The sequence below is a fragment of the Pseudomonas protegens genome, assembly GCF_003732485.1.
Lineage (GTDB): Bacteria > Pseudomonadota > Gammaproteobacteria > Pseudomonadales > Pseudomonadaceae > Aquipseudomonas > Aquipseudomonas protegens_B.
The window spans coordinates 39,843-64,076 of sequence record NZ_MOAK01000092.1 but is presented as its reverse complement, the minus strand read 5'-3'; the positions used below and the strand labels follow the sequence as shown (position 1 = coordinate 64,076).

The 24,234-nt window shown below is 57.4% G+C and carries 18 protein-coding genes and 1 pseudogene; 5 read left to right on the top strand and 14 right to left on the bottom strand.

Going from position 1 to position 24,234, the window contains the following annotated elements:
• From BLX41_RS37000 to BLX41_RS32675, 10 genes and pseudogenes are all read right to left on the bottom strand, one after another.
• Window positions 1-378: pseudogene (locus BLX41_RS37000) on the bottom strand (hypothetical protein); the annotation flags it as partial.
• A 27-nt stretch (window positions 379-405) separates the two neighbouring features.
• Window positions 406-1,518, bottom strand: coding sequence for a PAAR-like domain-containing protein (locus BLX41_RS32715; RefSeq protein WP_123728202.1), 1,113 nt, complete (start codon window positions 1,516-1,518; stop codon window positions 406-408).
• A complete protein-coding gene (locus tag BLX41_RS32710; protein ID WP_123728201.1) occupies window positions 1,518-2,558 on the bottom strand; it encodes a hypothetical protein in 1,041 nt (346 codons plus the stop codon). The genes BLX41_RS32715 and BLX41_RS32710 overlap by 1 nt, the downstream gene beginning before the upstream one ends.
• Window positions 2,558-3,670 carry a DUF2169 family type VI secretion system accessory protein gene (locus tag BLX41_RS32705; protein ID WP_123728200.1) on the bottom strand — a complete coding sequence of 371 codons (1,113 nt, stop codon included), beginning with the start codon at window positions 3,668-3,670 and terminating at the stop codon, window positions 2,558-2,560. Before BLX41_RS32705 ends, BLX41_RS32710 begins: the two co-directional genes overlap by 1 nt.
• Window positions 3,671-3,684: 14 nt before the next feature.
• Window positions 3,685-4,131, bottom strand: a complete 447-nt coding sequence (locus tag BLX41_RS32700) for a DUF6484 domain-containing protein (RefSeq protein ID WP_123728199.1) — start codon at window positions 4,129-4,131, stop codon at window positions 3,685-3,687.
• 11 nt (window positions 4,132-4,142) lie between these two features.
• Entirely contained in the window at window positions 4,143-6,392 is a 2,250-nt protein-coding gene (locus BLX41_RS32695; protein ID WP_123728198.1) for a type VI secretion system Vgr family protein, read from the bottom strand.
• 368 nt (window positions 6,393-6,760) lie between these two features.
• The gene (locus BLX41_RS32690; RefSeq protein WP_123728197.1) at window positions 6,761-7,330 is read right to left on the bottom strand and encodes a peroxiredoxin; all 570 of its coding nucleotides are present in this window, start codon (window positions 7,328-7,330) and stop codon (window positions 6,761-6,763) included.
• Window positions 7,327-8,301, bottom strand: coding sequence for a hypothetical protein (locus BLX41_RS32685; RefSeq protein ID WP_148059807.1), 975 nt, complete (start codon window positions 8,299-8,301; stop codon window positions 7,327-7,329). Before BLX41_RS32685 ends, BLX41_RS32690 begins: the two co-directional genes overlap by 4 nt.
• A 13-nt stretch (window positions 8,302-8,314) precedes the next feature.
• Window positions 8,315-9,802, bottom strand: a complete 1,488-nt coding sequence (locus tag BLX41_RS32680; protein ID WP_123728195.1) for a heme oxygenase-like domain-containing protein — start codon at window positions 9,800-9,802, stop codon at window positions 8,315-8,317.
• A 76-nt stretch (window positions 9,803-9,878) separates the two neighbouring features.
• On the bottom strand, window positions 9,879-10,085 hold the full coding sequence (locus BLX41_RS32675) for a hypothetical protein (RefSeq protein WP_095634587.1): 207 nt from the start codon (window positions 10,083-10,085) through the stop codon (window positions 9,879-9,881).
• 467 nt (window positions 10,086-10,552) lie between these two features.
• Between BLX41_RS32675 and BLX41_RS32670 the strand changes: the two genes are divergently transcribed.
• Window positions 10,553-12,244, top strand: coding sequence for a SulP family inorganic anion transporter (locus BLX41_RS32670; RefSeq protein WP_123728194.1), 1,692 nt, complete (start codon window positions 10,553-10,555; stop codon window positions 12,242-12,244).
• Window positions 12,245-12,316: 72 nt separating this feature from the next.
• On the opposite strand, the gene BLX41_RS32665 is transcribed toward BLX41_RS32670, so the two are convergent.
• A complete protein-coding gene (locus BLX41_RS32665; RefSeq protein ID WP_123728193.1) occupies window positions 12,317-12,976 on the bottom strand; it encodes a hypothetical protein in 660 nt (219 codons plus the stop codon).
• 338 nt (window positions 12,977-13,314) lie between these two features.
• Here BLX41_RS32665 and BLX41_RS32660 point away from each other — a divergent pair, with 338 nt between their 5' ends.
• The 4 genes from BLX41_RS32660 (at window position 13,315) to BLX41_RS32645 (ending at window position 17,945) form a co-directional block, all read left to right on the top strand.
• Entirely contained in the window at window positions 13,315-14,175 is an 861-nt protein-coding gene (locus tag BLX41_RS32660) for an RNA ligase family protein (RefSeq protein WP_123728192.1), read from the top strand.
• A 14-nt stretch (window positions 14,176-14,189) separates the two neighbouring features.
• Window positions 14,190-15,335, top strand: coding sequence for an AAA family ATPase (locus BLX41_RS32655; protein WP_123728191.1), 1,146 nt, complete (start codon window positions 14,190-14,192; stop codon window positions 15,333-15,335).
• A 118-nt stretch (window positions 15,336-15,453) separates the two neighbouring features.
• Window positions 15,454-15,966 (top strand): Imm15 family immunity protein, encoded by a 513-nt coding sequence (locus tag BLX41_RS32650; RefSeq protein WP_259745501.1) that lies wholly within the window; start codon window positions 15,454-15,456, stop codon window positions 15,964-15,966.
• Between the two features lie 1,511 nt (window positions 15,967-17,477).
• Window positions 17,478-17,945: a hypothetical protein gene (locus BLX41_RS32645; protein WP_259745500.1), complete on the top strand. Its 468-nt coding sequence runs from the start codon at window positions 17,478-17,480 to the stop codon at window positions 17,943-17,945.
• Window positions 17,946-18,172: 227 nt separating this feature from the next.
• Here the strand turns inward: BLX41_RS32645 and BLX41_RS32640 are convergent, their stop codons facing one another.
• From BLX41_RS32640 to BLX41_RS32630, 3 genes are read right to left on the bottom strand one after another with little or no spacing between them, the layout of a single operon-like run.
• Window positions 18,173-20,359 (bottom strand): DEAD/DEAH box helicase, encoded by a 2,187-nt coding sequence (locus BLX41_RS32640; protein ID WP_185073913.1) that lies wholly within the window; start codon window positions 20,357-20,359, stop codon window positions 18,173-18,175.
• A 43-nt stretch (window positions 20,360-20,402) separates the two neighbouring features.
• Entirely contained in the window at window positions 20,403-21,698 is a 1,296-nt protein-coding gene (locus BLX41_RS32635; protein WP_017135672.1) for an ATP-binding protein, read from the bottom strand.
• Window positions 21,695-23,932, bottom strand: a complete 2,238-nt coding sequence (locus tag BLX41_RS32630) for a tellurite resistance TerB family protein (RefSeq protein ID WP_123728188.1) — start codon at window positions 23,930-23,932, stop codon at window positions 21,695-21,697. Before BLX41_RS32630 ends, BLX41_RS32635 begins: the two co-directional genes overlap by 4 nt.
• Window positions 23,933-24,234 lie beyond the last annotated feature (302 nt).

Genomic DNA, 24,234 nt, shown 5'->3' with positions numbered 1-24,234 from the left:
AGAAGATCCATGGCGTACGTACACCTCTCGGGACACTCCGCACAAGTAGGTATATTCGCCTATCGAGCTTATCCCTCTGAGCATTAGCGGTGGCGGATCCATTTCTGACAAGCTGAGGGTCGAGCCGAGATAGCCTTCGCCAATTTCACCCTCTTCGGATATTGCCAGCATCTGTTGTGACCGGTCGGTGGTCATGGCAACGGTATCCCAAGTCGCCTCGCCAACTTCTCGCCACTTTCCAGAGTTGTACTCCAGGAAAATAGTGTGCGAAACGTCCTGGGCTTCTAGTCCTATTTCCCGAAAAGCGAAAAAAGATTTCTGTGCGTCTACGGCGGCAACATAAGCGTAGTAATAATCTTCCAGCCATTCGTCAGCCATATGAATATCCGTTTATTGGGTGGTAGCTCAAGGGGAGGGTCTTCTCGCAGTACGGTTCAATACCGCTGGCTTACTTCTTCCGCTTGGTGAATGTTTTACTTTAGGGGGCTGCGTATTTGGCGGTAACATTTTTTTATGTCCGTCGGCCAACTGTGCCGTTAGGCAGCGTTCGCTACAGTTTGACTCGGGAAACGCGCCACGAGTACTTTGCGCCGCCATGGAGGCCTCTTTACCGAATTCGCGCATATCGCCTTTCTTGACCCCAGCGATAACCCCCAGAGCTTTATGTTCGCTGTGTCGGACACCATGACTCCCATGAGTGTTCCCCCAGCCCTCAACGCACATACAAGGCGCTGTATCTTTCGAATACTCTTCCCAGCCGGGCTGGCGCTTGTTGTTACTGAACGCCCCTACAGAAAATGAGCTTTTCGGTATGACATGGTCAGGTGTTTGTGCTGGACAGCATCCGGCTATACCTGCTTCGTCCTTAGGGCGGTAGGGTACTAACTGACAGCGGCGAGCCGACAAGCATTTGTTTGCTTTGGCTTTTGTCGCTGCTTTGCTGGCCCAAGCGCTTTCATTGACCATTGCACCGCTCAGCTCGGCCTCTTTACAAACATTCTTTTCACCGTACGGTTTGTATTCCTGGCAGGATTTTCTTTCTCTTTTTTTCTCATTTTTGCATTTTCCCTGGGTGCTCGGCGACATCTTGGAAAGGTGAGGCCAGGGAGGGGTATTACCTGGCTGTGAAGCATGGTTATGCGTCGTCATGTCAAGGTGCCGTACTACGTTTTGACCTTCGAACTTCACATTCATCGACCAGGAAGTGAAGTACACCTTCCCCTTGATCTTGCTAGTGATGACCCCCTTCTTGGGCGCATTCCCAGCCTCATCCCCATAACTGGTCTTGAAGTAACTCTTGTCCTTGAGCATCACCTCTTTGCGGGTGATCTTGACCGTTCGTGTGCCCCGGGTGGTGTCCTTGGACATACCCGTATTGGGGTAGGGAATGGGCACCCCTATCGGTGTCGGCGGAGCCACGGGCGGGGTGAAGCAGACATCCGGAAAGCAGGCGACGGACTTGCCATCGGCCGCCTTGCAGGAAATCTCCATATTGTTGGCATACACCTCGTTGGCCATCAGGCAGCCCTCACGGTCTGGTAGCTGAGCAGGGCGGCGGCGCGTTGGCCGGCGTCGTTGCCGAGGTGGCAGAAGATATTCGGGCCGTCACCGTAGCCCTTGCGGCTGGCGGCCAGGGCCACGGCCAGCATCGTCGGGCCGATGGCGGCGCCGACTTCGCCGATGCAGTCGGCCGGGTGCCAGAGGTGGAAGAACTCCTTGCGCACCCGCAGGGTACGGCTCAGGGCCAGGGAGGCTTCCTTGAAGTAGTACTGCTCGCCGGAGATGTCGGTGAGCCGATAATCCATTTGCTCCAACCCACAGCCGACTTCGCTCAGGGCAGCGCGTATGGCTTGAGTCAGACCTTCGGCACGCAGGGGAGTGTCTTCAGCCTCAACGGTGGCCTTCTCCACGCCGAACCCCAGGCCGAGGCAGGCCAATTGCGGCTCTTCGCTGGCAACGGGGGCGGCCAGCACCACGGCGGCGGCGCCTTCGCCGGGGATAAATCCGTTGGAGTTCTGGCTAGTGAGCAGGCGATCGCGTGCTTCGAAAGCGGCCAGCGTCGGTCCATTCAAGAAGGAGTCGACGCCGGCAATCAGCACGTGGCGATGGCCGCCCTGGTAGATCAGCGTACGCGCATCAAGCAGGGCCACGGCAGCGCTGACCCGTCCATAGGCGATGACGTTGGAACTGGGATGAAAGCGCAGGCCCAGTTCGGCTTCGATGGCGTGCAGCAGCCCCTTATCGAGGCCGTCGAGGCGGCCGGGGCGCTCGACTTCCGCCACCCCGAGCAGCAGCGGGGTCTTTTCCGGGTCGAGGTTAGGGGTGCTTTGCAGCGCCTCGGCGATGGCGCAGGCGGCCATCTTGATCAGCTTGCTGCGCCCACGCCAGGGCTGTTCCAGAGGCACGCTGGCAGCGATCAACCATTCGCCGCCGCAGTCGATGAAGCGGGTTTCCTGGAAGTTATCGATAGAGCAGCGGATCGCCGCGCAGCTCGCGGGTGCGCTGAGGCCAACGGCGCTGACCATGCCGGAACCGATGATGCAAAGTGCAGTAGTCATCAGTCTGTGTCCTCGGGGGCGTGCCTGGCTTTTACCAGGGAGGAGAGCGACGGGTAGTAATCCTTGCCCAGTTCGTGGGCGCGCCACCAGCCTGTGGACATAGTGCCGACCAGCACCTGAGCGATCTCGAAAATGTTGTGTCGTAGCGCACGGGAGACACGCCAGGTCAACTGCACCTGGAGTGCGTCTGTGTCGATCAGCAGGGTATCGATCACCGCCTGCACAGTCTCGTGACCGCCTTTCTTCAGAAAGAAGGTCACCGGCACGTCCATTTCGGGGATGCGAAAGCCCGCGCGCTCCTGGCGTGTGAGGTTGAGCAGCAACACATCCTCGCCGCCACGCAGGTAAGGAATCTGCTGATCGTCAGGGGCCGCCTGAAAGTAGCGACTGTCGAAATCACCCGGTAGAAACGGAAAACGGTCGGCCAGCCAGGCATCGTCGTAAGTGCCAGCGAAGCGAGCACGTTGCGGCCAACTGCGGCCGATGGGGCCAAGGGCCATAGGCCGGAAGTCGCCAGAGGGACTGTCGATCGCCTTGCCCAATTCCTCGGTGCTAGGCATCGGCATGCCGACGATGGCAGCACTACCCATGCTGCTTGGGAACCAGCCACAACCGCTCGGATTGTCCAGGTAGCAGTGACGCAATTCGGAGTCTGTCGCTATCGGATGGCTGCCGCCGAAGGCCTGGGTATAAGAGATGTCCTGCTCGATGAAGGGCTGCGGCAAGCCGGGAGAAACGCCCAGTAGCCCCAATTGCCATTGTCGGGGGCCGAGGACGGAGAAGGCCTTGCTCATCTGACCGACGCGAATGCCCGCTGTCAGCTGCCTAACGGGTCGCCCGCCTGGGGCATAGGCCTTGCCGCGCACCAGCACATCGCAGAACGGCTTGACCGGGGCGAAGTCCATTTCCTGCAGTGGGGTGCTGAGACCGGGCTCGCCGAGGAAGGTATCGGCCATCAGCAGCGGTTGCTGGGTCTCGGCGAGGGTCGCCGGGCGGCCGTCCAGCGGCAGATTAAACGTGCCTTTGGCCACCACCACCAGGGATTCGCGGCCATCGGGCTCCATGCCCTGGGTATAGGCAGCAAGCAGTTTGCTGGCGTTGAGCAGTTCCATAGGCGACTACCTGTCTAGTTGATCTGCACCGAACCGCCCTTGATGCGGTTGACCCCGCTGGAGCGACTGGACAGATAGGCGCCCTGGATGATCACTTTGCCCGCGCGGGTCAGGGTGATGCTGGCCTTGCCGCAACGCAGCACGATCTCGCGTTCGGCGCGCAGTTCCAGGCGCTGGTCGTCCAGTTGCACGCTGGCGACCGGTTCGGGCGCCATGGCCTGGCTCAGCAGGCGGCCGATCACTAGTGGGCGGGAAGGGTCGCCATCTTCGAACATCAGCGCCACTTGGCTGCCGATGTCTTCAGGGGAGAGCAGGGTGGTGCTGCGGGCGGCGATGCTCTGTTGCTCGGGACAGCCGGGGTAGGTCACCAAGGGCGCACTGGCCTGTGGCAGGTCGAGCAGTACACCGACGACTACGCCATCGATGCGGGCCTGCGCGGGCAGTGAGTATTGAACCGTCATACGCGTTACTCCTAGTTTTGCAGGATCTTGCGTCCCTTGATCACCACGTTCTTGTTGGCCTTGATGTTGATCGCACCAGAGCCGTCTATGGTGATGTCCTTGCCGCTGATGCTGATGGTGCCGTCCTTCTTCATGACGATGCTGGCTTTGCCGGTCTTGATGGTCACCGAGTCACCGGCATCGATGACAAGGTTCTTGCCCACCGTCAGCTCATCGTCCTTGTCGATATCGGTCGTGCGTCCTGCACCGACCTGGCGCGATTCGTTTTCTTTTACCGTCGTTGAAAGATTGGCTCCGACGTCCACCGAGCGGTCGGCGCCCACATTGGTCGACTGGTAGAGGCCCACGTTGACGTTTTGGTAGGCCCCGACATTCACCGTTTGAAAGGCACCGATGACTACTTCCTGCGCGGCGCCGATGGCGATCGTCTCGTTGATACCTACCGCATGGGTGCGTTGCAGGGCCACGGTCGCGGTTTCGCTGGCGCCCACGCTGATCGTGCGGTTGCGGCCTATGCTGATCGTCTCGTTGTTGCCGACGCTTTCGGTACGGTTGACGCCAATGCTGATGTCCTCGTTGTTGCCCACGCTTTCGGTGCGGTTGACGCCGATGGTGATGGTCTCGTTGTGATCGACGGTTTCGGTGCGGTCGTGTTTGACGTGCACAGTCTCGTCGTTGTCGATGGTCTTGCGGCGGTCGTGGCCGACCCAGTGGGTCTCGTCGTTCTCGACCTCGATGTCCTGGTTCTTCTCGGCATGGATAAACAGTTGCTCTGCGCCTTTCTTGTCCTCCATGCGGATTTCATTGAAATTGGCCGGTGAGCCGTCCTTGCTCGAACGGCTTTTCACTCCGCTCTGAGTGGCATTGGCCGGTAGCGTGTAGGGCACGGTCTGTTCGGCGTTGTAGACGCGGCCAGTGATGATCGGCCGATCCGGGTTGCCTTCGATGAAGCTGACGATCACTTCCTGACCGATCCGCGGGATCTGCACCGCCCCCCAGTTCTTGCCGGCCCAGGCCTGGGACACGCGCATCCAGCAGGAGCTATTGGCATTGGATTGGTCGTGGCGGTCCCAGTAGAAATGCACTTTGACCCGGCCATACTGGTCGGTCCAAATCTCCTCGCCATCGGGGCCGACCACCACGGCGGTCTGCGGCCCGCGAACAATGGGCATGGGGGTCAGTGGGAGAGGGCGGAAGGCCTGGCTGGCATCCATGCAGTCCAGCTCGCTGGTGAACTGCTCGGCCAGGTCCAACTGCCCACTTTCATAGAGCTCCTGGCGTATCTGATAGCGTGCGAACACCACCAGGTATTCGCGGTTCTGGTCCTCGCGCTCGTAGCCGGTCAGCTTGAACAAATGGCCGCAGCCCAGCCCGCGGGCGCGGCCGCGCAGCTGCACGCGCTCGAACTGGCTGTGAATGGCTTCGATGCGGGTACGCGCGTAGTGCTCGCCATCGTTGCTCTGTACGTATTCACCGGGATAGTCGTAGAGCGGGTGGTCGCCGTTGCTGTGACTGCGCGACACACTGGAGCGCACCTCCAGTCTGGCGCGGGGGCGCTTGAAGTCGTAGTCGTTTAGCTCCAGAGAACCGGGTTGGACTTCCCGCTCAAGTTGCCAATCGTAGAAATGGTCGCGCTCGCGCATTTGCCGATCGGGCGGGTAGAAGGGCACCGAGTCATAGTCGGCCACCGTGGAGTGGGCGCCATAGGCGTCGGCAAACACCAGCACATGACGCGCCTGCTCATGGCGAAAGTAGTAATAGATGCCTTCGTGCTCCATCAACCGACTGACGAAGTCAAAGCTGGTTTCGCGGTACTGCACGCAATATTCCCACTCGCGGTAGTTGCCGCTCAGGCAGTCTTCGAAATCGGAGTACCCGAGGTCGCGGAACACCTGCTTGATGATCTCCGGCACCGTTTTGTTCTGGAAAATCCGGCAGTCCGAAGTGCGCGTGAGCAGCCAGAACCAGGGCCGTAGGCTGACGCGGTAGCCGGCGAACTGACCGAGGCCGGTCACTTGCCGGCAGCTGCAGGCAATGCCGTGGAAATAGCGTTTGCTGCCGTCGTGCAGCTCCAGGGTCAGGCCCATCGGCTTGCCCAGCAACTGGTCGAACGTGATCGCTCGGTTTTCGGAGGCGAGGTCCAATTCGTAGTGGAACAACCGCCCCAGCTCTTCGCTGCCTTCCATGCTCTGCAGCAACAGGACATCGCCGCCGAGGGGACTGTCGACCTGCACCAAGCGGTTGTTTTGCGTTATTGCCATAAACGGCTTCCTCTGGCTCGTGTTCGGGCGTCAGTCGGCCGTCTCGAGGGGGTCAGGGGAAATCGTGTCCATCCATCGCGGTACATCCACCACAGAGATGATCTCCATATCGGCCTCATAGGCACTCAGTCAGAGCGAACGTACAAGTCAATCCGTTTCCTGCGGATTAACCTTCCGTCCAGAGCCACGTTGGCATCACCTCTAACAATTCAGGGTAAAGTCTTAGCGCGGTTTAATGCTAGTCAAAAAATTCTCCGACCACCAATGGAGCGAACACCGAGGCGTTTCAAGGTAGGTGACCGGTGGTCATTTGCACAGGCTGGAACACCCTTAAGAGAAACTCTAAAATGGCCTGCCGTCAAGCAGGCCTATTCGTTGCTCTCCAGCCATGCCAATACTTTGGCCGCGCATTGATCCGGTGGAAATACTGGGTAAAACACCTGCCTGATGTTCCCGTCTTCCACTATCAGCGCCAAACGCTTGTAAAACAATTGACTGTGGGCTTGGAAGGTGGGTAGGCCGAGTTTGTCTCGCAGAGTGAAGTTTGAATCGTTCAAGAGTATGAAGGGTAGCTTTGTTCGTTGCTTGAACTCGATCTGTTCGGCTGCACTCTGTCCGCTGACACCGAATACCTGATACCCCATCTTCTTAAACTGCTCGTAACGCTCGCCAAAGCCCAGTGACTGCAAGGTGCAACCCGGTGCTCCTGGAATAGTATCCCAGTCTGGTATGGGGTCTTTGCCTGGTACGCCGGTGGCCGGGTAGATATAGACTATTGTTTTCCCGGCGTGTTTAGTCAGATTCCAGAGTTTGCCCTCTGTGGAGGTCAATTCGATTTCCGGCAACCGCATTCTCGCTAGATGATCACACTCACCGTCATCCTGCGGGACAGGCAAGTCAGGAGGAAGCGTATAGGGATTAGGTTGCTGCTCAGTCATGCTTGTTCCTTGCCTGTTGCAGGCTGGTTCATTACCAATGCGAATTGCCTGGTCTGTTCATATTTTTCCAACCGATTTCGAACGTAACTCGCTGCGGCGAGAGCCCGCTCCCATGAACAAGTGGTGGCCATTTCCACCGTGTTCAATTGTACTTTCGCATGATGGGCACAGTCTTGCATTAAGCCGATGAGGGTTGTTGTATGAAGGCTGCCTAACTTGAAACAATAACGCCCGTGCACGTTAGTAACCGCAACAAAGCCAAGCTCGTTCAGTAAACAGAACAAGAGATAAGGTATCAGGCCGTAAGGTGCACTGTGCAGCGTCAATATGCCCTGGCGATGAACGCCAAAGCGAAGTAGCAGGTTATACAGGAAGATTTGTACAGCCTGTTCAGGCGGTAGCAGTTTTACCGCAAATCCGAACGCATTCAAATCCGCGCGGAACTCCTCAAGGTAAATAAGCGGCCACACGGCTTTTCCGCCGGGTGCGAAATAACCATCGTTCTGTTTGGTAAATACATCATAGGCAATGAAGTGCCCGGCCTCATGCACCATATATTCATTGGCGATGGTCGTTTGCAAGTCGCTTAAATGCCCCATGGCGTGCTGATAGTCTTCAGCACAGAACAGCGTCTGGACAAATTTTTTCCGCTGGATCCAGTTCTGCCACGACTTGAGCACATCGACAATATTTTCTAGCATGGCATCGCTGTCGGGGGAGGGGATGAACAGGTCATGCTTGTAGAGAATGTCCGGTTCGGAGGCGAATTTGCCGAAACGTTGACTGATTAGCGCTGGCCGCAACTCCACTTGTACCTGTCCAGTCCAGAACGGATGGGCCCGTAATGCCTCATTGATACCCACATTGCCCAGCAAACCCGGGCCGCCATACCACTCACCCTCCAGTGCTGATGTGGCATAGTCTCGCCGGCTTTGTACGCGGTACTGTCCATGGAGAGAGAAGTGCGACATTGCTGACCCCGTCCTATATCTGTAACAACCTGTGCGGCATCAGATCGCGACTGCCAAGCCAGCGGACTATCAGTTCGTCCAGCTGGCGCAACGCCGTTGAAGGTAAGCGGCAGTTTGGGCTGCTCACTACGCAGCCGCGCAGTGCCTGTTCGATGCAGGTTCTCACCGCATCAGTCAACTTGAACTGGGTGAGTCGTTCGCCTAGCAGGCTAGTCAGCATCAACCAGGTGGCGGGGCAGTTGGCGGCTTCCAACAAGTGGTTGGTGATGGCCACCGACCATGGATTGAGTGGATTGTCGGATTTGCTTGGCTTGGCATGCCGGGAGAAAGCTTTAGCAACTCCCCCGCAGGCGATGATCTGATCGTGGTCGCGAGCAAAGCCGAGCGCCCGAAAAGCACTCTTGCATAATCCGTCGACTAGAAAAGCCTGATCGACATCGCGCAAGCGGGCCGTCTGGGGAAACTTTTCCGTGCCGAGATGGTTGGTCAGCGCTTCCCACAAGTTAGCGAGATTGCGGGCTGCATTCTGTTCAACCGGTAGCCGCAGGTATATTTCATCGCCGTGCTGCTCCTGTTGAATGTCGTCCAGGCTACAACATAGAAAATAAAAGCCGAGCCAGGCGTTGCGCAACGCGCGCTCCAATACAGCTGCTTCCACTTCGACAGCGGAGTCCAATAATTGACCGAGCCCCTCGGCATGGCCATGGTTGACGTCTATCTGGATATGTTGTTTCCAGGTGTTGAATAAACCTTTGATGTCGTATTGATCCTCTACGACTTGATAGAAATCGTTGCTGGCGCTGGCGAAAGCGATGCTCGACTCTTGAAAATAGGCGATCAATAAATGTCCTAATGGATCGGTTTCTGCGACTTGCAGGCAGTGCTCTTCAAATGCCAGCGAACCAGGCAGAGGCACATAGGATTTCACATCGGCCAGACTGACGCCTTGCAGCAAGGGCGTATCCAGAGAGTAGAACGCATCACAGTGCCAATATTCTTCCAGTGCATCCTGTTGAAAGAATTGAGTCGAGGCTGTTTCTTTTCCCAAGGCCGCCATTCGGGCCGCTACAATGCCAGCGGCGCGAGAGATGTGATAGTTATGTATCAACCAGGCCAACAATACATTGCGGTTGGACTTTCCGGTTCTTATTTGTTCCCAGGCAAGATGGGCATAATAGGTTGCGTACCATTCGGAACGGAGCGGATCAAACAGCGCTTTTATTTCTTTAAGAGAATAGTGAGTTTTTTCAATCGATGTGAAACAGCCCTGTGCGCTGAGCAGATTTACCAGTGGATGGGCCATCGGATTCTCCAGTGCCTGGGCACGGGATATACGTCGATCAAGCAGGTCTTTTATCACGGGTTGAGCGTTTACCCAACTGACAGGAAGTTTCACTTCCCACAGCGCGTATGCAATTGTTGTCTTGTCGTTCGAGAACACCACAGAGACGTTATCTTTTAAGCGTTCGCTGACAAGACGGGTGGCTTCCTTGCTTTGCATGATCTTTAACCCATTGGCTTCTTGTTCGTTGCACGTCCTTGCACAAGTGACTAGCACTTGTGCAAGGGCACTTGGGTTAGCGCACGATGACTGATGCGGCCTTGGTTATGACTCGAACTTCGGTTCCTTTCGGTAGTTCGAGGATATCCAGTAGCTGATGGATTTTTTCCGGTTTGTCGTGCAGGGATGTCAGATTGCCTTTCAGGACTACGGGATTATCCGATTGTTTCGAGAAGATCTGGAGTTCTGTCTCCGTACTTTCCGCATTGTATTTTCCAGACATGACTTTATTCCTTCTAGCAGGTCATTGGAAATAATATGCGCACAGGGATGGCTCTGCTCCTTGAGCGCCTTGGCATCAATCATGAACGCGTGCCTGAAAGGAACGTATCCATACGATGTAATAAAAAACGATAGTTCCGCTTCATGGATCATGAACACCTCTCGGACCAACGGCGGGGTGTTTGATTTTGCGAGGGCTTCGGTTGGGCGCGACCCCGGCGAGAGCAGGGCTGGCACTACGACGGGCGCTCACACCCGTGACAGCTTTCAATGCTTTCCAAGGTAGATCTATGGCTAGTGAAGACGAAATGCGGGTTGCCCATGGCCAATCACCTGGGTGGATCGAAGCAAAAGCTGCTCCAGCTCATGGCGCTAAGTTGCCCGATTCGCTTGAATAACGCCCCGCGTCGCCTTGCCAAACAAGATCGCTGCCAAAGAATGAAACGGAATATTTCGAAAGGACCCGGCATGTCGTTATCCCGCTGTCTATCTGGCCTGTCCAACTTGTTGCACTACCGCCGAGAATGGTTGCGCGCCGACCTGCGGGCCGGGTTGTCCGTGGCGGCTATCCAGATCCCCATCGCCATCGCCTATGCGCAGATTGTCGGCCTGCCGCCGCAGTACGGGCTTTACGCCTGTGTGCTGCCGATGATCGTCTATGCCTTGATCGGCAGCTCGCGGCAACTGATGGTCGGCCCCGATGCCGCCACTTGCGCCATGCTCGGCGGGGCCGTGGCGCCTTTGGCCATGGGCGACCTGCAGCGTACCGTCGAGTTGTCGATGATTGTCACCGTGCTGGTGGGCCTGATGCTGATTGCCGCCGGGATCGCCCGTGCGGGTTTTATCGCCAGCTTCTTCTCGCGGCCGATCCTCATCGGCTACCTCAACGGGATCGGTTTGAGCCTGATCGCCGGGCAAATGGGCAAGGTGGTGGGCTTCAAGATCGAAGGCGACGGCTTCATTCTGGGGCTGGCGGACTTTCTCCAGCGTCTGGGGGAGATCCATGGCCTGACCCTGGTCGTTGGCCTGGCCAGCCTGGGCCTTTTGATCTGGCTGCCGCGACGCTACCCGCGCCTGCCAGCAGCGCTGCTGACGGTGGCGCTGTTCACCTTGCTGGCCGGGCTATTGGGTTTCGACCGCCTCGGAGTGGCGATCCTCGGTCATGTGCCGGCCGGGATGCCGGAGTTGTCCTGGCCCAAGACCACCCTGGAGGAAAGCAAGAGCCTGCTGCGCGACGCGCTGGGCATCGCTACCGTGAGCTTCTGCAGCGCCATGCTCACTGCCCGCAGCTTCGCGGCGCGCCATGGCTACGCCATCAACGCCAACCATGAATTCATCGCCCTGGGCCTGAGCAACCTGGCCGCCGGTGCCTCCCAGGGCTTTGCCATCAGCGGTGCGGATTCGCGTACCGCGGTCAACGACATGGCCGGAGGCAAGAGCCAACTGGTGGGCATCATCGCCGCCCTGGCGATTGCGCTGATTCTGCTGTTTTTCACCGCGCCCATGGCGTGGATTCCGCAGCCGGCCCTGGGCGCGGTGCTGTTGATGGCGGGCTGGGGCTTGCTCGACGTCAAGTCCCTGAAGCAAATCTACCGACTCAGCCGCTTCGAGTTCTGCCTGTGCCTGCTGACCACCATCAGTGTGCTGGGGCTGGGCGTGCTGCCGGGCATCATGTTCGCCGTGACCCTGGCCATCCTGCGCCTGCTGTACAGCATCTACCAACCCACCGACGCGGTGCTGGGCTGGATGCCGGGCATCGAAGGCCAGGTGGATATCCGCCAGTACCCGCAAGCCCGCACGGTGCCCGGCCTGGTGGTGTATCGCTTCGACGACGCGATCCTGTTCTTCAACGCCGACTACTTCAAGATGCGCCTGCTGGAAACCGTGCAGCGCGAAAGCCAGCCCGAGGTGGTGCTGTTCAATGCCGAGGCGGTGACCGATATCGATGTCAGCGGCATCGCGGTGCTACGGGAAATCCGCGAAACCCTGGCCGCCCAGGGCATCTACTTCGCGATCGCCCGTGCCCGCGGTACTTTCCTGGCGATGCTGGAACGCTCGGGGATGACCCGGGAAATGGACGGCCAGTTGCTGTTCAGTTCGGTGCGTTCGGGGATCAGGGCCTACCGCATATGGCGCAACAGCATGCGCGGCAAGCAGTGATGCAGAGGAGGGTGACCGGCAGGGAGCGACCCTGCCGGCGCTGGAGCGACGTTCAGCCGAGCCGGCGAGGCCTCACTGGGTGATGGTCATGCTGCTGGTGGCCTGGACTGAGCCGTAGCGGATGCGCGGATAAGTCGGATCGGCGTAGCTGAAATCCATCACTGTGCCGACGGAGCCGAAGTACAGGGCCTGGCAATTGAAGTTCACCGCTACCTGGCCGCCGTAAGGGGTGACCCCGATGGCGACCTGGGTCGGCCCGGTCCATTCGATCTTGCACCCCAGCGTTCCGCCTGCTGCGCCGGCATTGTATCCGCGACAGTTCAAGGTGGCGTTGCCGTTGCTGGTATTGGGAAAGCCTGCCCATTTGGCGATGGCCAGGTTGGCCGAGCATGAAGTGTTGACGCTGCTGGCTCCCGGGGCAAGCTTGTAGACCCCGGACGGTGGCGCAAGCGTTGCCGTGACAGGCGTCAATGGCAGCGCGGCAAGGCTCGATGCCGCCTGGTTTTCCACCACGGTGGTGGGCGAGGGCGGGAGCTTGCACACCACCACGGCGCCGACGTCGTCGGATTTCTTCAACTCACCCAGCGCAGTGATATCGGCGCCGCCCTTCGACTCGCAGAAGAGTTTGCGTAACTGGGCTTTTTCTTCGCTGTCAGCCGTGGACGAGGCCTGGGCCAAAGGTGCAAGGGCGAGGCCAATGACTCCAGCCATCAGCACGCTTGAAAGTTTCATGATCGATTCCTTATCGGGTTATGACTGGCTGCACCCTATGAGCGCCAGGCGGTTTTTTTCATGACAAAAGCTCGGGTGTTGCGCGCAAACAGGGCCGCTGGAGTTTTGCCCTTTCGGGACTTGACCTGATGCCGCTATCTGCTGTTGAATGCGCGCCCTAAAGCCTCTGCAACCTTTTCTCCAAGTGGTGAAGCCAGTGCCCTACGCCAGCCAACACGCCTGATACCGACGACGGTCCATCCTGCCTGATGGCTGCCCGTGCTTGCGCGCGGCGGCGCTTCACTGCCATGCCTGCCTGATCCTGTCGTTGGTTTTTCTCTGTTTTCGAGGACAAACCCATGCACACGGATATTCGTGCCACCGCGCACAACCTGGAACTGCTCAAATACCCCCGTACGCCCCACCTGCAAGGCTCGCGCCTGCAAGATGGCGACACTGACACTGGCCAGGTGCGCTATGGCGCCCTGGCCGGACAGTGGCTGGTGGTGGAAGAAAAACTCGATGGTGCCAACGCGGGCATCAGCTTTGGCGCAGGCGGCGAGTTGCGCCTGCAATCTCGCGGTCACTACCTCACCGGCGGTGGGCGCGAGCGCCAGTTCAATCTGTTCAAGCAGTGGGCCGTGGCTCACGAGCACTGGTTGCTGGAGCGCCTGGAAGATCGCTTCGTGCTGTATGGCGAGTGGCTGCACAAGAAGCACTCGGTGTTCTACGACCGCTTGCCACATTACTTCTGCGAGTTCGATGTATGGGACCGCGCCACAGGGCTGTTCCTCTCCACCGCGGCGCGCCGGTGTCTGCTCGAGGGTGGGCCGGTGCTGTCGGTGCCTGTGCTGTACGAAGGCCCGGCGCCGCGCCGGCATGCCGAGCTGCTAGCGCTGGTGGGCGATTCGCTGGCCAAGACCGCGCACTGGCGCCAGGTATTCGAGCAGGTGGTGCGCCGCGAAGGCCTCGACCTGGCCCGTGCCTGGCGCCAGTGCGACCGCTCCAGTCGCATGGAGGGCCTGTACCTGAAGCTCGAGGACGAGCAGCAGACCCTTGGCCGGCTCAAGTGGGTACGCCAGGACTTCGTCCAGGCCATTCTCGATGCCGACCAGCACCATGCCAACCAACCCTTTATCCCCAATCAACTGGCCGACGGCGTCGATCTCTATGCACCGCGCCTGTCCATGAACTGGCAGGGCCCACGCCACGGCTACTGAAGGAGCATCCCGAAATGGATATTCGACAACTGCAACAACTGGTCCCCGAACCGGGGCGCGATATGGACGTCGCCGCCTGCCTGGCGGCCATCCCGGCCCTGGCGCGCCTGGCCGACACACCGCAGGACCCGATCTACCACGCCGAGGGCGATGTGTGGATTCATACCCGTCTGGTAGTCGAAGCCTTGCTGGCCCAACCCGCCTACCAGCAGGCCAGCGCCGAGCAGCGCTTTGTGCTGTTCTTCGCCGCCCTGTTGCACGACATCGCCAAGCCTGACACCACGGTGATCGACCCGGATACCGGGCGTATCGGCCAGCCCGGTCATTCACGCCGGGGCGCGGTGGATGCGCGGCTGCTGTTGTGGCGCGCCGGTGTGCCGTTCGAGTTGCGCGAGCAGATCTGCCGCATCATCGCCGTGCACCAGGTGCCGTTCTTCGCCCTGCAGGGTGATCGCAGCGGCCGCAGCGCTGAGTTCCTGTTGCACAAACTGTCCTGGGAACTGCCGTTGTGGATGCTCTGTGCCGTGGCCGAGGCCGATATGCAGGGCCGCGATTACGCCGGCAAGGCCGATGTGCTGAGTGCCATCGAACTGTGGCGCGAACTGGCGGAGGAGGAGGGCTGCTTGCACGGGCCGCGGGCCTTTGCCGACGACTACACACGCATTCAGTACCTGCGTGGCGCCCGGGTACATCCCGACTACCCGTTGCATGCGCCGCAGGGTTCGTCAGTGGTGATGCTCTCGGGCCTGCCGGCCAGCGGCAAGGACACCTGGACCGCACAGCACTACCCGGATCTGCCGGTGGTGTCATTCGACGACGCGCGCCAGGCCCTGGGCCTGCGCCATGGACAGAACGAGGGCGCCGCTGCGCACTACGCCATCGACCGGGCCAAAGCCCTGTTGCGCGAGCACAAACCCTTTGTGTGGAACTCGACGCACCTGTCGACGCAGATGCGCAACCGCACCCTGGACTTGCTCTACGGCTACGGCGCCGAGGTGGAAATTCTTTACCTGGAGCGGCCCGAGGACGAAATCATGCGGCGCAACCAGAAGCGCGACACCTCACTGCGCAACGATGATATCCGCCGCATGTTGTTCAAGTGGGAAGTGCCACTGCCGACCGAGGCGCATCGGGTGGTTTATCAGGCGGTGACGGGGTGAGTGGCACTTACGTTCCTGATATAAGTCCGCACTTCATTAAAAGCTTTCAAAGTTTTATAGCAGAGCAAAAGAAAATAAATTAATGACTTAACAAGTACGGATGGAGCCCCTCCTAAAAATGAAGCTTACAGATATCTACAGTAAAATAATCAGCGAAGAACCGTACAATGACATGGATGTATTCTTCGAAAACTATGAAAGCTTTGAAGAAATTCCGCTTGTGTCAAGATACAGCCGCTTAAAGCTCTTGAAGGATGAGCTGAGCGGCAGCGGGGCTTCTAACTTTCTGACAGGGCTCGCTGTATTTCTTTTGAATACTTTAAGATTGTTAGAAACATCAAGAAGTGAAAGTGTGTTTTTTGCCGTGACTTTTACAGACTTTGCGGGATTGGAGGAACAAGGCACCCTCATACCTAATATATTTATTTATCCAAAACCGGCCTCGGTCGGTTTTTTGGAAAAATTACAAGAAAATGATGGAGGTCTTGAGTCACGGGAGATGCAGGAAGTAAAAAGGCATTTTTCCAACTGCGGGGTAGAAACTGCTTTTGATTTTTATGAAAGCAGATTTCATGACGCCGTTTGCGATGAGGAAATTGTAAGGGTCTTTGCTGTTGCCAGGACTTGTTGAGTGCAAAGAGCTCGTTTGTTCGATGAAGATGAGAAAATTCTTTGGCGCCTAGTCAAGGTTCAGTCCGTGGCACTGTAGGTGCTGCTCAAGTCAGCACTTGATGGTAGAGGCTTTAAGTGTCTTGCAGATGGCAGTGTGGATGACGAGGTTGGCCTGAATGAAGCCTACCGCGTCTAGACGGATCATTCGTCATGGAGCAGTGGAGTCACCCAGTTGTTGGCGCTGATATGACCTTGACCCAGGCGGCTGATTTTGAATGACCCATCAGCCTCAGCGCCTTGAATGTGACGGGCACCGCTTTATCGGAATCGTATAAGCTGTTGATTTCATTGAGAAAAATTAACAGTGCTAGCCCTGGATTGGAAAACAGATTTCTGTTTTCCGGTAAAAAGCTGCAATTCCAGCCATTTTCCACTCAACGACTGCACTGAACGGGGGCTTAGTCGACCAGTTGTACGACAACCTCTAGCCCCATCCTGAACTCAGCCACAGGCCAAGCGCGAATGTCTTTAAGGGGCTTTGTCGCGGCCTCGCCGCGAGCTCAGCTGTCAACGGCGGTTAGTCATCGCCGGGAAACAGACTGGCAGTCCGCAATCATTTTTCAGAAAGTGAATTCAACGCGTTCGCTCTCCTAAGCGTTTAAATGGCTCGTCTGAATCTTACCCAACGAGCCCAAGGAAGCCGATGGTTGCATGCCAAGAATGCGTCCAGGCGAAAGTACATTCAGTTCTGGAACGAGGTTCACGCCATACCATCAGGGATGCAGATGCTATCCTGCACTCATAAGAGACGCGATTTAATAGACGAAAAATTTCATATTCTTTCGGGTGTTATAACCATGTCTGGGGGTAATCGGATCGTCGCTTTATTTATATATTGCGATTTTCAATTTATAGGTAATTAAATTGCTCGCTCACAAGTGATTGTGCTGGCAGGAAAAATACATCGAAAAAAAATACTAAATAAATCCCAATATTTAAATTTCAATTTAAGCATTATTCGGACTGCCAGTTTGTTGACGGTAGTGAGTTAATAAAAGTTGTTGTGGCTATCGGCGTTGTAAGCTAGCGTCTGTCACTAGCAACTGACGTGTAGTCTTCTGATAGATTTCAGTAGTCGTCTGTCAAAACGTAAGTCCTGCGTGATGGGACTGCATGCCCATGAAGACCTGGCCGGCATACGGCTGCAAAAGGTTTAGATGTAGGCGAGCGCCGGCCACTTACCAGCGACGGCGATTACCTCAACCAAGATCATTCTGATGGCGGCGCAGAGTCATGGTTCCAAGAGGTCGCCTCACCATTTTAGTGAAATAAAGTGATGGTGTTAACCACGAGCATGTAAGAGTCAATGGGTCTCGGATGGTTGATTACTACTATGAGTTTGACATGACAGGTGATAACTAAGGTGAGTAAGGAAATTCGCACGGCCATAACTATTCATGCTTCTAAGCCGGTTCTAGTTAAGGTTCCACCCCTAAGGATGTGCAGATCCAGTCTCTGGAGCAAAAGCATATGCATGCCCGGGAGGCCCTGGAACACTACCGTGCTTCGATCAAGGAGCAGCGAGACCAAGATCTGAACCGCCACGAGTCCCAGCTCTATCAATTGCAGCAGGAGCTGACCGTCCTTCAGCAGACGCTCATGGTCAAGCAGGAGGAGATCACCCGATTGATCCGGGATAACGAGCGCTTCATTGCCGAAAATCGCCAGCATGCCAGGGAAGCCTCGCAACATCGTGAGGCTGTCGAAACCCTGCGGGGTGAGCTGAGCATTGCCAATGCTACTACTGCGCGTGCGGAAGGTGCGAAGGAACTGCTCGCTCAACAGTTGGAAGCAAAGGCTAAAGAGGCTGGTGAGTCTCAGTCGCAATTCGCAGCCGCGAAGCTAAGGGAGGTGGATCTGGCACACAAACTCACCACCGCAGAGGCTGAGCTCATGGCTTTGCGCGTATCGAGTGAGGCGGATGGCTCGCAGGCGTAGTCCAGAGAACCTTGAACCCATTAGCACATCGCTGAGTACATTTGTACTCCTGCCAGAATTCGCAGCTCGCGATCCGAGCCAGGTAGTCCCCATGCGAACCAGCGCCTGCCATACCCTCTAACTTCAGGCTTACCAGTATCTGTATAGCCGAAGCCAGCTCGCTCAAAGCCCATGCAGCCACCTACACATAAGCGGCCGAAATCATGGGCGTGGAGAAGAGCGAAGTCCTATTCGTTGCCAACCTGCGACTCCAGTGTAAGGAGTCGAGCTGTGGTGACCGCGGCTTGGAGATCAAGATGGCTTGAGGCGAACGACTTCATAAGAAGCGGGCGGGGAAGGGCCCAATCCCATTTCTCTCGGATCATGTTTTCGACATTTTCCAAGATCGGCTCTACGCTCGAGATGTCCATTTGACCGACCACGCGCAACGCTCGCAATGTGTCCTGCCCGCCGAATGCAACTTCCAGGAATAGCCCGGTGTTTTCACACTGAATGCCCACATGCCTGAGCAACAAGGCCAGCGCATCGTTGGTGTAATCCCCTCGCCAGGTAGCCACATGGCTTACGCTGGCAGAGCCAATTATCGCCGCGTCACCCAACCCGAGAGCGCGGAAGTTACTCCGAGCCTCCTCTAGGAGCGCTTGAGCATGTTTGTCCAGGAAGGGACAGGATGTGGTTTCCATCAACACGTTTCGCATTTCAAGCCTGACACGATCATCCACCTGGGCACCAAGCCCATCAAACTGAGGAGGCTCGCCGCCCCGAGCCGGTGTGACCACTATCACCTTCGCTTCAAGGTCGACATCCTGAACCTGCCAACGCCTTCCGCCGAAGATGATGCGCTGTCCCTTGGTCAGGGGTTTGCTGACGGGCAGGGAGCCAAGTGACTTGCCATCCCGGAGCAAACGAAACTCTTCATCGCTCGTGAAGGCAGTGTAGAACTCATAGTGGTTGATCAACCGCTCCCCGAGTTCGCCTGGTAGCAGAAGTCCTGAGCTGTCCTGGACGATTAATTCCTTCTCCCCCATACCCTTGAGCAAAGCCAGGAAATCAGGCTTGGTTACGCTCGCAAAACTGCCGCTTGCGATGAGATTCCCCCATAATTGCGCCGCCGAGGCACCGCCGAGCTGAGCAATCGAAGACAAACACTGCTGCACCAGTGTCGAGGCGTGTAGGCCTCCAGATCGAGGCGGCTCAAACCATCCACTTATCAGCAAGCGGATCATGGCGACCGTTTGGACAAGGCCCTCACGTAACTGATCGGAGAGATCCGACTTATCTGTTAAAGGGCGCTCCCGGCAGTACGCCCTGAGCATCGCAGGCTCACCGGGTCGACGACCAGAGCGGCCAAGCCGTTGCCTGAGACTCGCCACAGAGGGTGGGCAGCCGATCTGTGCGACCGTCCTGATGCTACCGATGTCTATACCCAGCTCTAGGGTGGTAGTGCATACGGCAGAAGCTGGAGGATCTCCCGCTTTCAACGCCCGCTCGGCATCCTGGCGTAGCTCCTTGGACAAGCTACCGTGATGCGGCCAGAACTCGTTCGGCACACCATCGTTTTCGCACAGTGAGCGCAGACGGTCGGCAAACCATTCAACCTCTTGGCGCCTGTTGGGGAAGATCAGGTTGTTATGCCCCCTCAGCACCTTGTACAGGTGACCTGCGATAGCCACTTTGGTACCTGAGGTGTCTTCCTTCTCTGCGCCTTCATCTGTTGACGCATTCCCTGGGTGTTCCACCACCAACTGCTGCATGGGCTGCTCAATGTAGCCACGCACCTGTACCTGGAGCTCTTGGCCAGAGGACTTTGACTCAATAACCGTGATGCCATCCGGGCACACTGGCCTCAGAAACTTGCGGGCCAGCGACATCTCCCCAAGCGTCGCCGAAAGCCCTACACGGGGCAGTGTTCTACCCACGACGATTTCAACCCGTTGCATTAGCGATTGCAGCTGCTTTCCACGCTCACTTCCGATGAAGGCATGAAGCTCATCGACGACGATGTAGCGAAGGTTCTGAAATGCCCCAGGTAAGCCTGAGCCTCTATTTACAAACAGGGCTTCTAGGGACTCCGGAGTGATCAGCAAGATGCCCTCAGGCGATTTCAAAAACCGTTGTTTCTTGCTTGCTGCCACATCGCCATGCCAAGCAACGACGGGCAGTTCGAGCCTCTCACATAACCGGCTAAGCCTGTCCCACTGGTCGTTGATCAGCGCCTTGAGCGGGCTGATATACAGCACCGCGCCGGCTGGCTCACTGTTGTTGAGCAGGTTGGTCAGGATCGGCAGGAATGCGGCCTCTGTTTTACCTGCGGCAGTGGACGCTGCAATGATCACATCGCGATCGGCGCCCACCAATGCCGGTACCGCCCACTCCTGCGCATCACGCAGGGACGTCCACCCCTGTGACCAGATCCATTGCCGAACCTCCGGGTGTAAACGCTCGAACGAAGAAGAGTCAGAGCTTGAAGCTGGCGAGCTCATCGTCGGCCTCAACTTCTAGATCTTGCTGCCCGGCCTCATCCTTGGTCAGCTCCACAGCGCCCAATAAGGTTCGCCAATCCGCGGTAGGGTTTTGCTCGATCACCGCGAGCAAGTTGATGAAAGCCGTAATGGTCGTGCGCGGCGTCCGGAAATATGCCTCGCCCAAGCGCTGATTACAGTGCGCCATGAAAGCGGGGATGGCTTCATCCGGCAGCAAAAACTTCTCAGGCTCACCGTAGGCGTATACGTTGCGCAGCTTCTGCAAAAGTACGTAGAAGTCTTCAGGTGTCAGGCTGCTGAGTCGAATGACAGGCCCAGAAAGGTCGACCAGGCCAGACTTAGCAAAGCTGTTTTCAGCGAGGCGGGATTGCAGGGCAGGGTAGCTGTAGAGCCCCCGACGAGTGTCCATCAGAAACTCTGGTGTGCCGCCCAATACAAAACCCAGGCCTTCAGCGGAACCCTGCAACGAATCGTTGAGGATGCGCAGAATCTGTTCGTAATTGGCGTTACGGGCCTGGGTGTTTGCCAGTTTGTACAGGTTGACCAGTTCATCCAGGCAGACCATCAAGCCGCCGAAACCAGCCAGGCGTACGAATCGTGACAGCAATTTCAGCTGGTCGTAGACAGAAGCATCATCGACGATCGTCCGCACGCCCAGCGCAGCGCGGGCGTCAGTCTTGGTGGAGAATTCCCCGCGTAGCCAACGAATGGCGTCAGCCTTGAGCTGCTCGTTACCTTCCTCGAAGCCGCGGCAGTAGGCGGCAATGACGTCGGCAAAATCATACCCATTGACCATCTCGGTGAGCTCTGCCAGGTACTCACGAATGACCGCCTCACTCTCGACACCTTTGGTCTTGGCTTCCGTTTTAGCCTGGGAGATGAACTTCTCAACGATACCCTGCAGAGCGCCGCCTTCTGGCTTGGTGCGGGTGGCCATGTTTTTGGCCAGCTCCGAGTAAAGTGAGCGCGCTTGGCCACCTGAAGCGTGAAGCCGGCGGTCTGGATTCAAATCGGCGTGCATGGTGACAAGCTTGCGCTCCATGGCGATGCCGCGTACCAGGTTTAGGAAGAAGGTTTTGCCCGCGCCGTACTCGCCAACGACGACGCGAAAAGCCGAGCCGCCATCCGCGAGACGATCCACATCTTTGAGCAGCGAATCGAGTTCACCCGCTCGACCTACCTGGATGAGATGCTGCCCAACACGGGGCACTACGCCCGCACGCAGCGATTGAATGACCGCGTCGCGATCCTTGGCTCGTATCTTACTCATAGGGCTAGCTCATCCAGAATGTCGGGGTTGATTTCGATGGGATCATCACCTTCGGTCACGGGCATGTCGAACAGCTCAAACGCTGTGTCGTTGATCCGCTCCAAGGCGCCATCCAGCATCAGTTCCATATCACTGGCTGCGTCTTCCAGCTCGGCACGACTCCACTCAGGCCGTGACACCAGAAGCCGAAGGAACGCTGAATGCTCGACGTCCAAGCCATGTACGGTAGCAAGCAGTTCGGCGGTACTTTCTTCCTGCCGTTGGGGCGCCTCGGGCTCCAGGGCGCTAGTCGTCTCAGTCAGCGATTCTTCATTGAACACGCTGGCCAGGAGCGCCGACACTTCTGCCGTTTCTTGTTGCAAGCGAGCGACCTTGTCCATGTCCAGTGCAAAGCCAGAGCCAGTGCTTTCTGATGTCTGTGTCACAGTGGCCAGCGCGGCATTCGCAGTCAGTGCCTCCACTCTATGGGAGGGACGAACAGCTGCACTGTGGAGGTCGCTGTAGACGAACTGCGGATCGAGGGCGAGCGACTTGTATACGCGCTCAAGGAGCTTAACTTCCTGTGGCGTCACCTCGCCATCCGCTTGTGCCAGGTGGGCCAGGAAGCTGGCAATTTTCCGCTTGGCCTCGATCGTCAGCGGCTCAAGCTTCTTCTTGAGGCTTGCCAGTGTCGGCGGTTGCTTCAGCTGAATCTGGAGGCGCGCCTTCAAGCGTTTTCGATGCGCGACGCAGAGGTGATCCCATGAATCAATGTGGCCGGACAGCAAACTCACCTCTTCTAGCGAGGTGTCACCGTCTGCCGCAGCCACTGCACTGGCCAGGTCTAAAGTCACTGCTGCAGCGCTGTAAGCATCGGTCGACCGAAGAGTGCCTTCATCAGAGTCCGCTGCGAACAGTGCGATGGTGTCTTCTGCCTTGGGCGTACGGCTGCCAGAAAGCACATCGGGCTCTAATCCGATCCGCTTACTTTCCAAGGCCCGGGCGAGTGCCACGACTTTGTCGCGGGAAAGCGCGCCGGCGGATTTGAAACGGCCTGCCAGCTCAGCGAAACTCATGCAGATAGTTTCGCCGCCGACGCGTTGTGCCAACTGTTCGAGTTCGGCTTTTGCTTCAGCAGGCCAGAGTTCTGTTGGCAACTGCAGGATGGCTTCCAGGCTATCTCCAGCGTCTGGGTTGCGCCCCAGATATCGACTGTAAGCGTCTAGAACGGTGGTGCATTCTTCCACTATAACCTGCAGCTTGTTACGCGTTCCTGAGGTTGCCGCGACATCGGGGAGGTCGCCCACGGCTGCTGCCGGGATGTTCAATCCGGAGGAAGCGGGGCGATAGGCAATCTTCAGCTTGGTCTTGTTCTGAGGCAGCACAATGCCGTTGGGATAACGTTTTGCGAATTCGTTTTTGAAGAGCGCTGCGAATTGCTCAGGACAACGGGTCACGGGTGTTCGCCTGGAAATGTTTGGCTCAGCGAGCGCCCAGGCTAATGCCCAGTGCGGGGGGAGTGGAAACTTGTCCACGGCCATCTGGCCCAGCGCGACGCGCAGCGACATGGGCAGCTCGTACCCATCTGCGGAACTAGCGGTGGGTTCACCCATATAGCTTTGAGGTTGAACAGAACCCGCGTCGATATGGGCGAGAAAGCGGGTAGCGTAGCCGCGGAAAGAATGGTTGTCCCCGTAGAGACCAAGCAAGCGTTCCACCTCGGCCTTGATGGCAGAAATCTCTGCCTTGGCCTGAGGGTCGCTCGGTGCATCAATCAGCGCGCGGCGTTCAAGCCCGTAAAAAAACAGGAACACGTATCCCGCATCCGCAGGCTGGCGGCGACCTCCTGCCAACCATTGCAGATACGCTCGCCGCGCCGCAGGCGTGATGCTTAGGTAACTTGGCCAATAGGGCATCTGCCGCTCGGTAAGGCTCATGGGAGAGCGTGCGACTCGAAGCGTGGCATCAATCAGAGACGGTTCAGTTTGACCGAACTGGGTTGCCCGATCGGTGATGTAGAGCATTCCACCCGGGATAGCTAATCCGGCCACGGTGATGGACTCACCTTCTGCAAGCCAGCGAACCCCCATGGGCTTTGCACTTTGTTTTGGGATGGCGTAGCTCTGACTATCGCTGGACGAACCGACTTGGACAGTATGGAAGTCTCGCTCGAGGGCACTGGTGTTGAAGTGGACGGTGAGACTGGGGGGGGGGCGCCTGTCGAGATTCAGCGGCAATCTCAGCAACAATGTCATCTTCAGGCGCGTAAGGCTTTGCCTGGGTGACGCGTCTGACGGCCCATACCAACACAATTACGCCCAGGATAACTCCAAGGGCGATCCAGGCTTGCTTTGGAACCTGCGCCAAAAGGGCAACAACGAATAACAGGGCGTACAGAGCGATCGGCCCGCCGCCGCTCCCTTTGCGCTTCCGTGGCATATGAGTGTTCCGTACAGTTTATAATAGCCAAATGACATTCTTACGGATTTTCCATGGTCGGCCAAGTCGTCAGAGCGAAGGATGTCAACTTAGCGACGAATGAACATGGGTGTGGGAC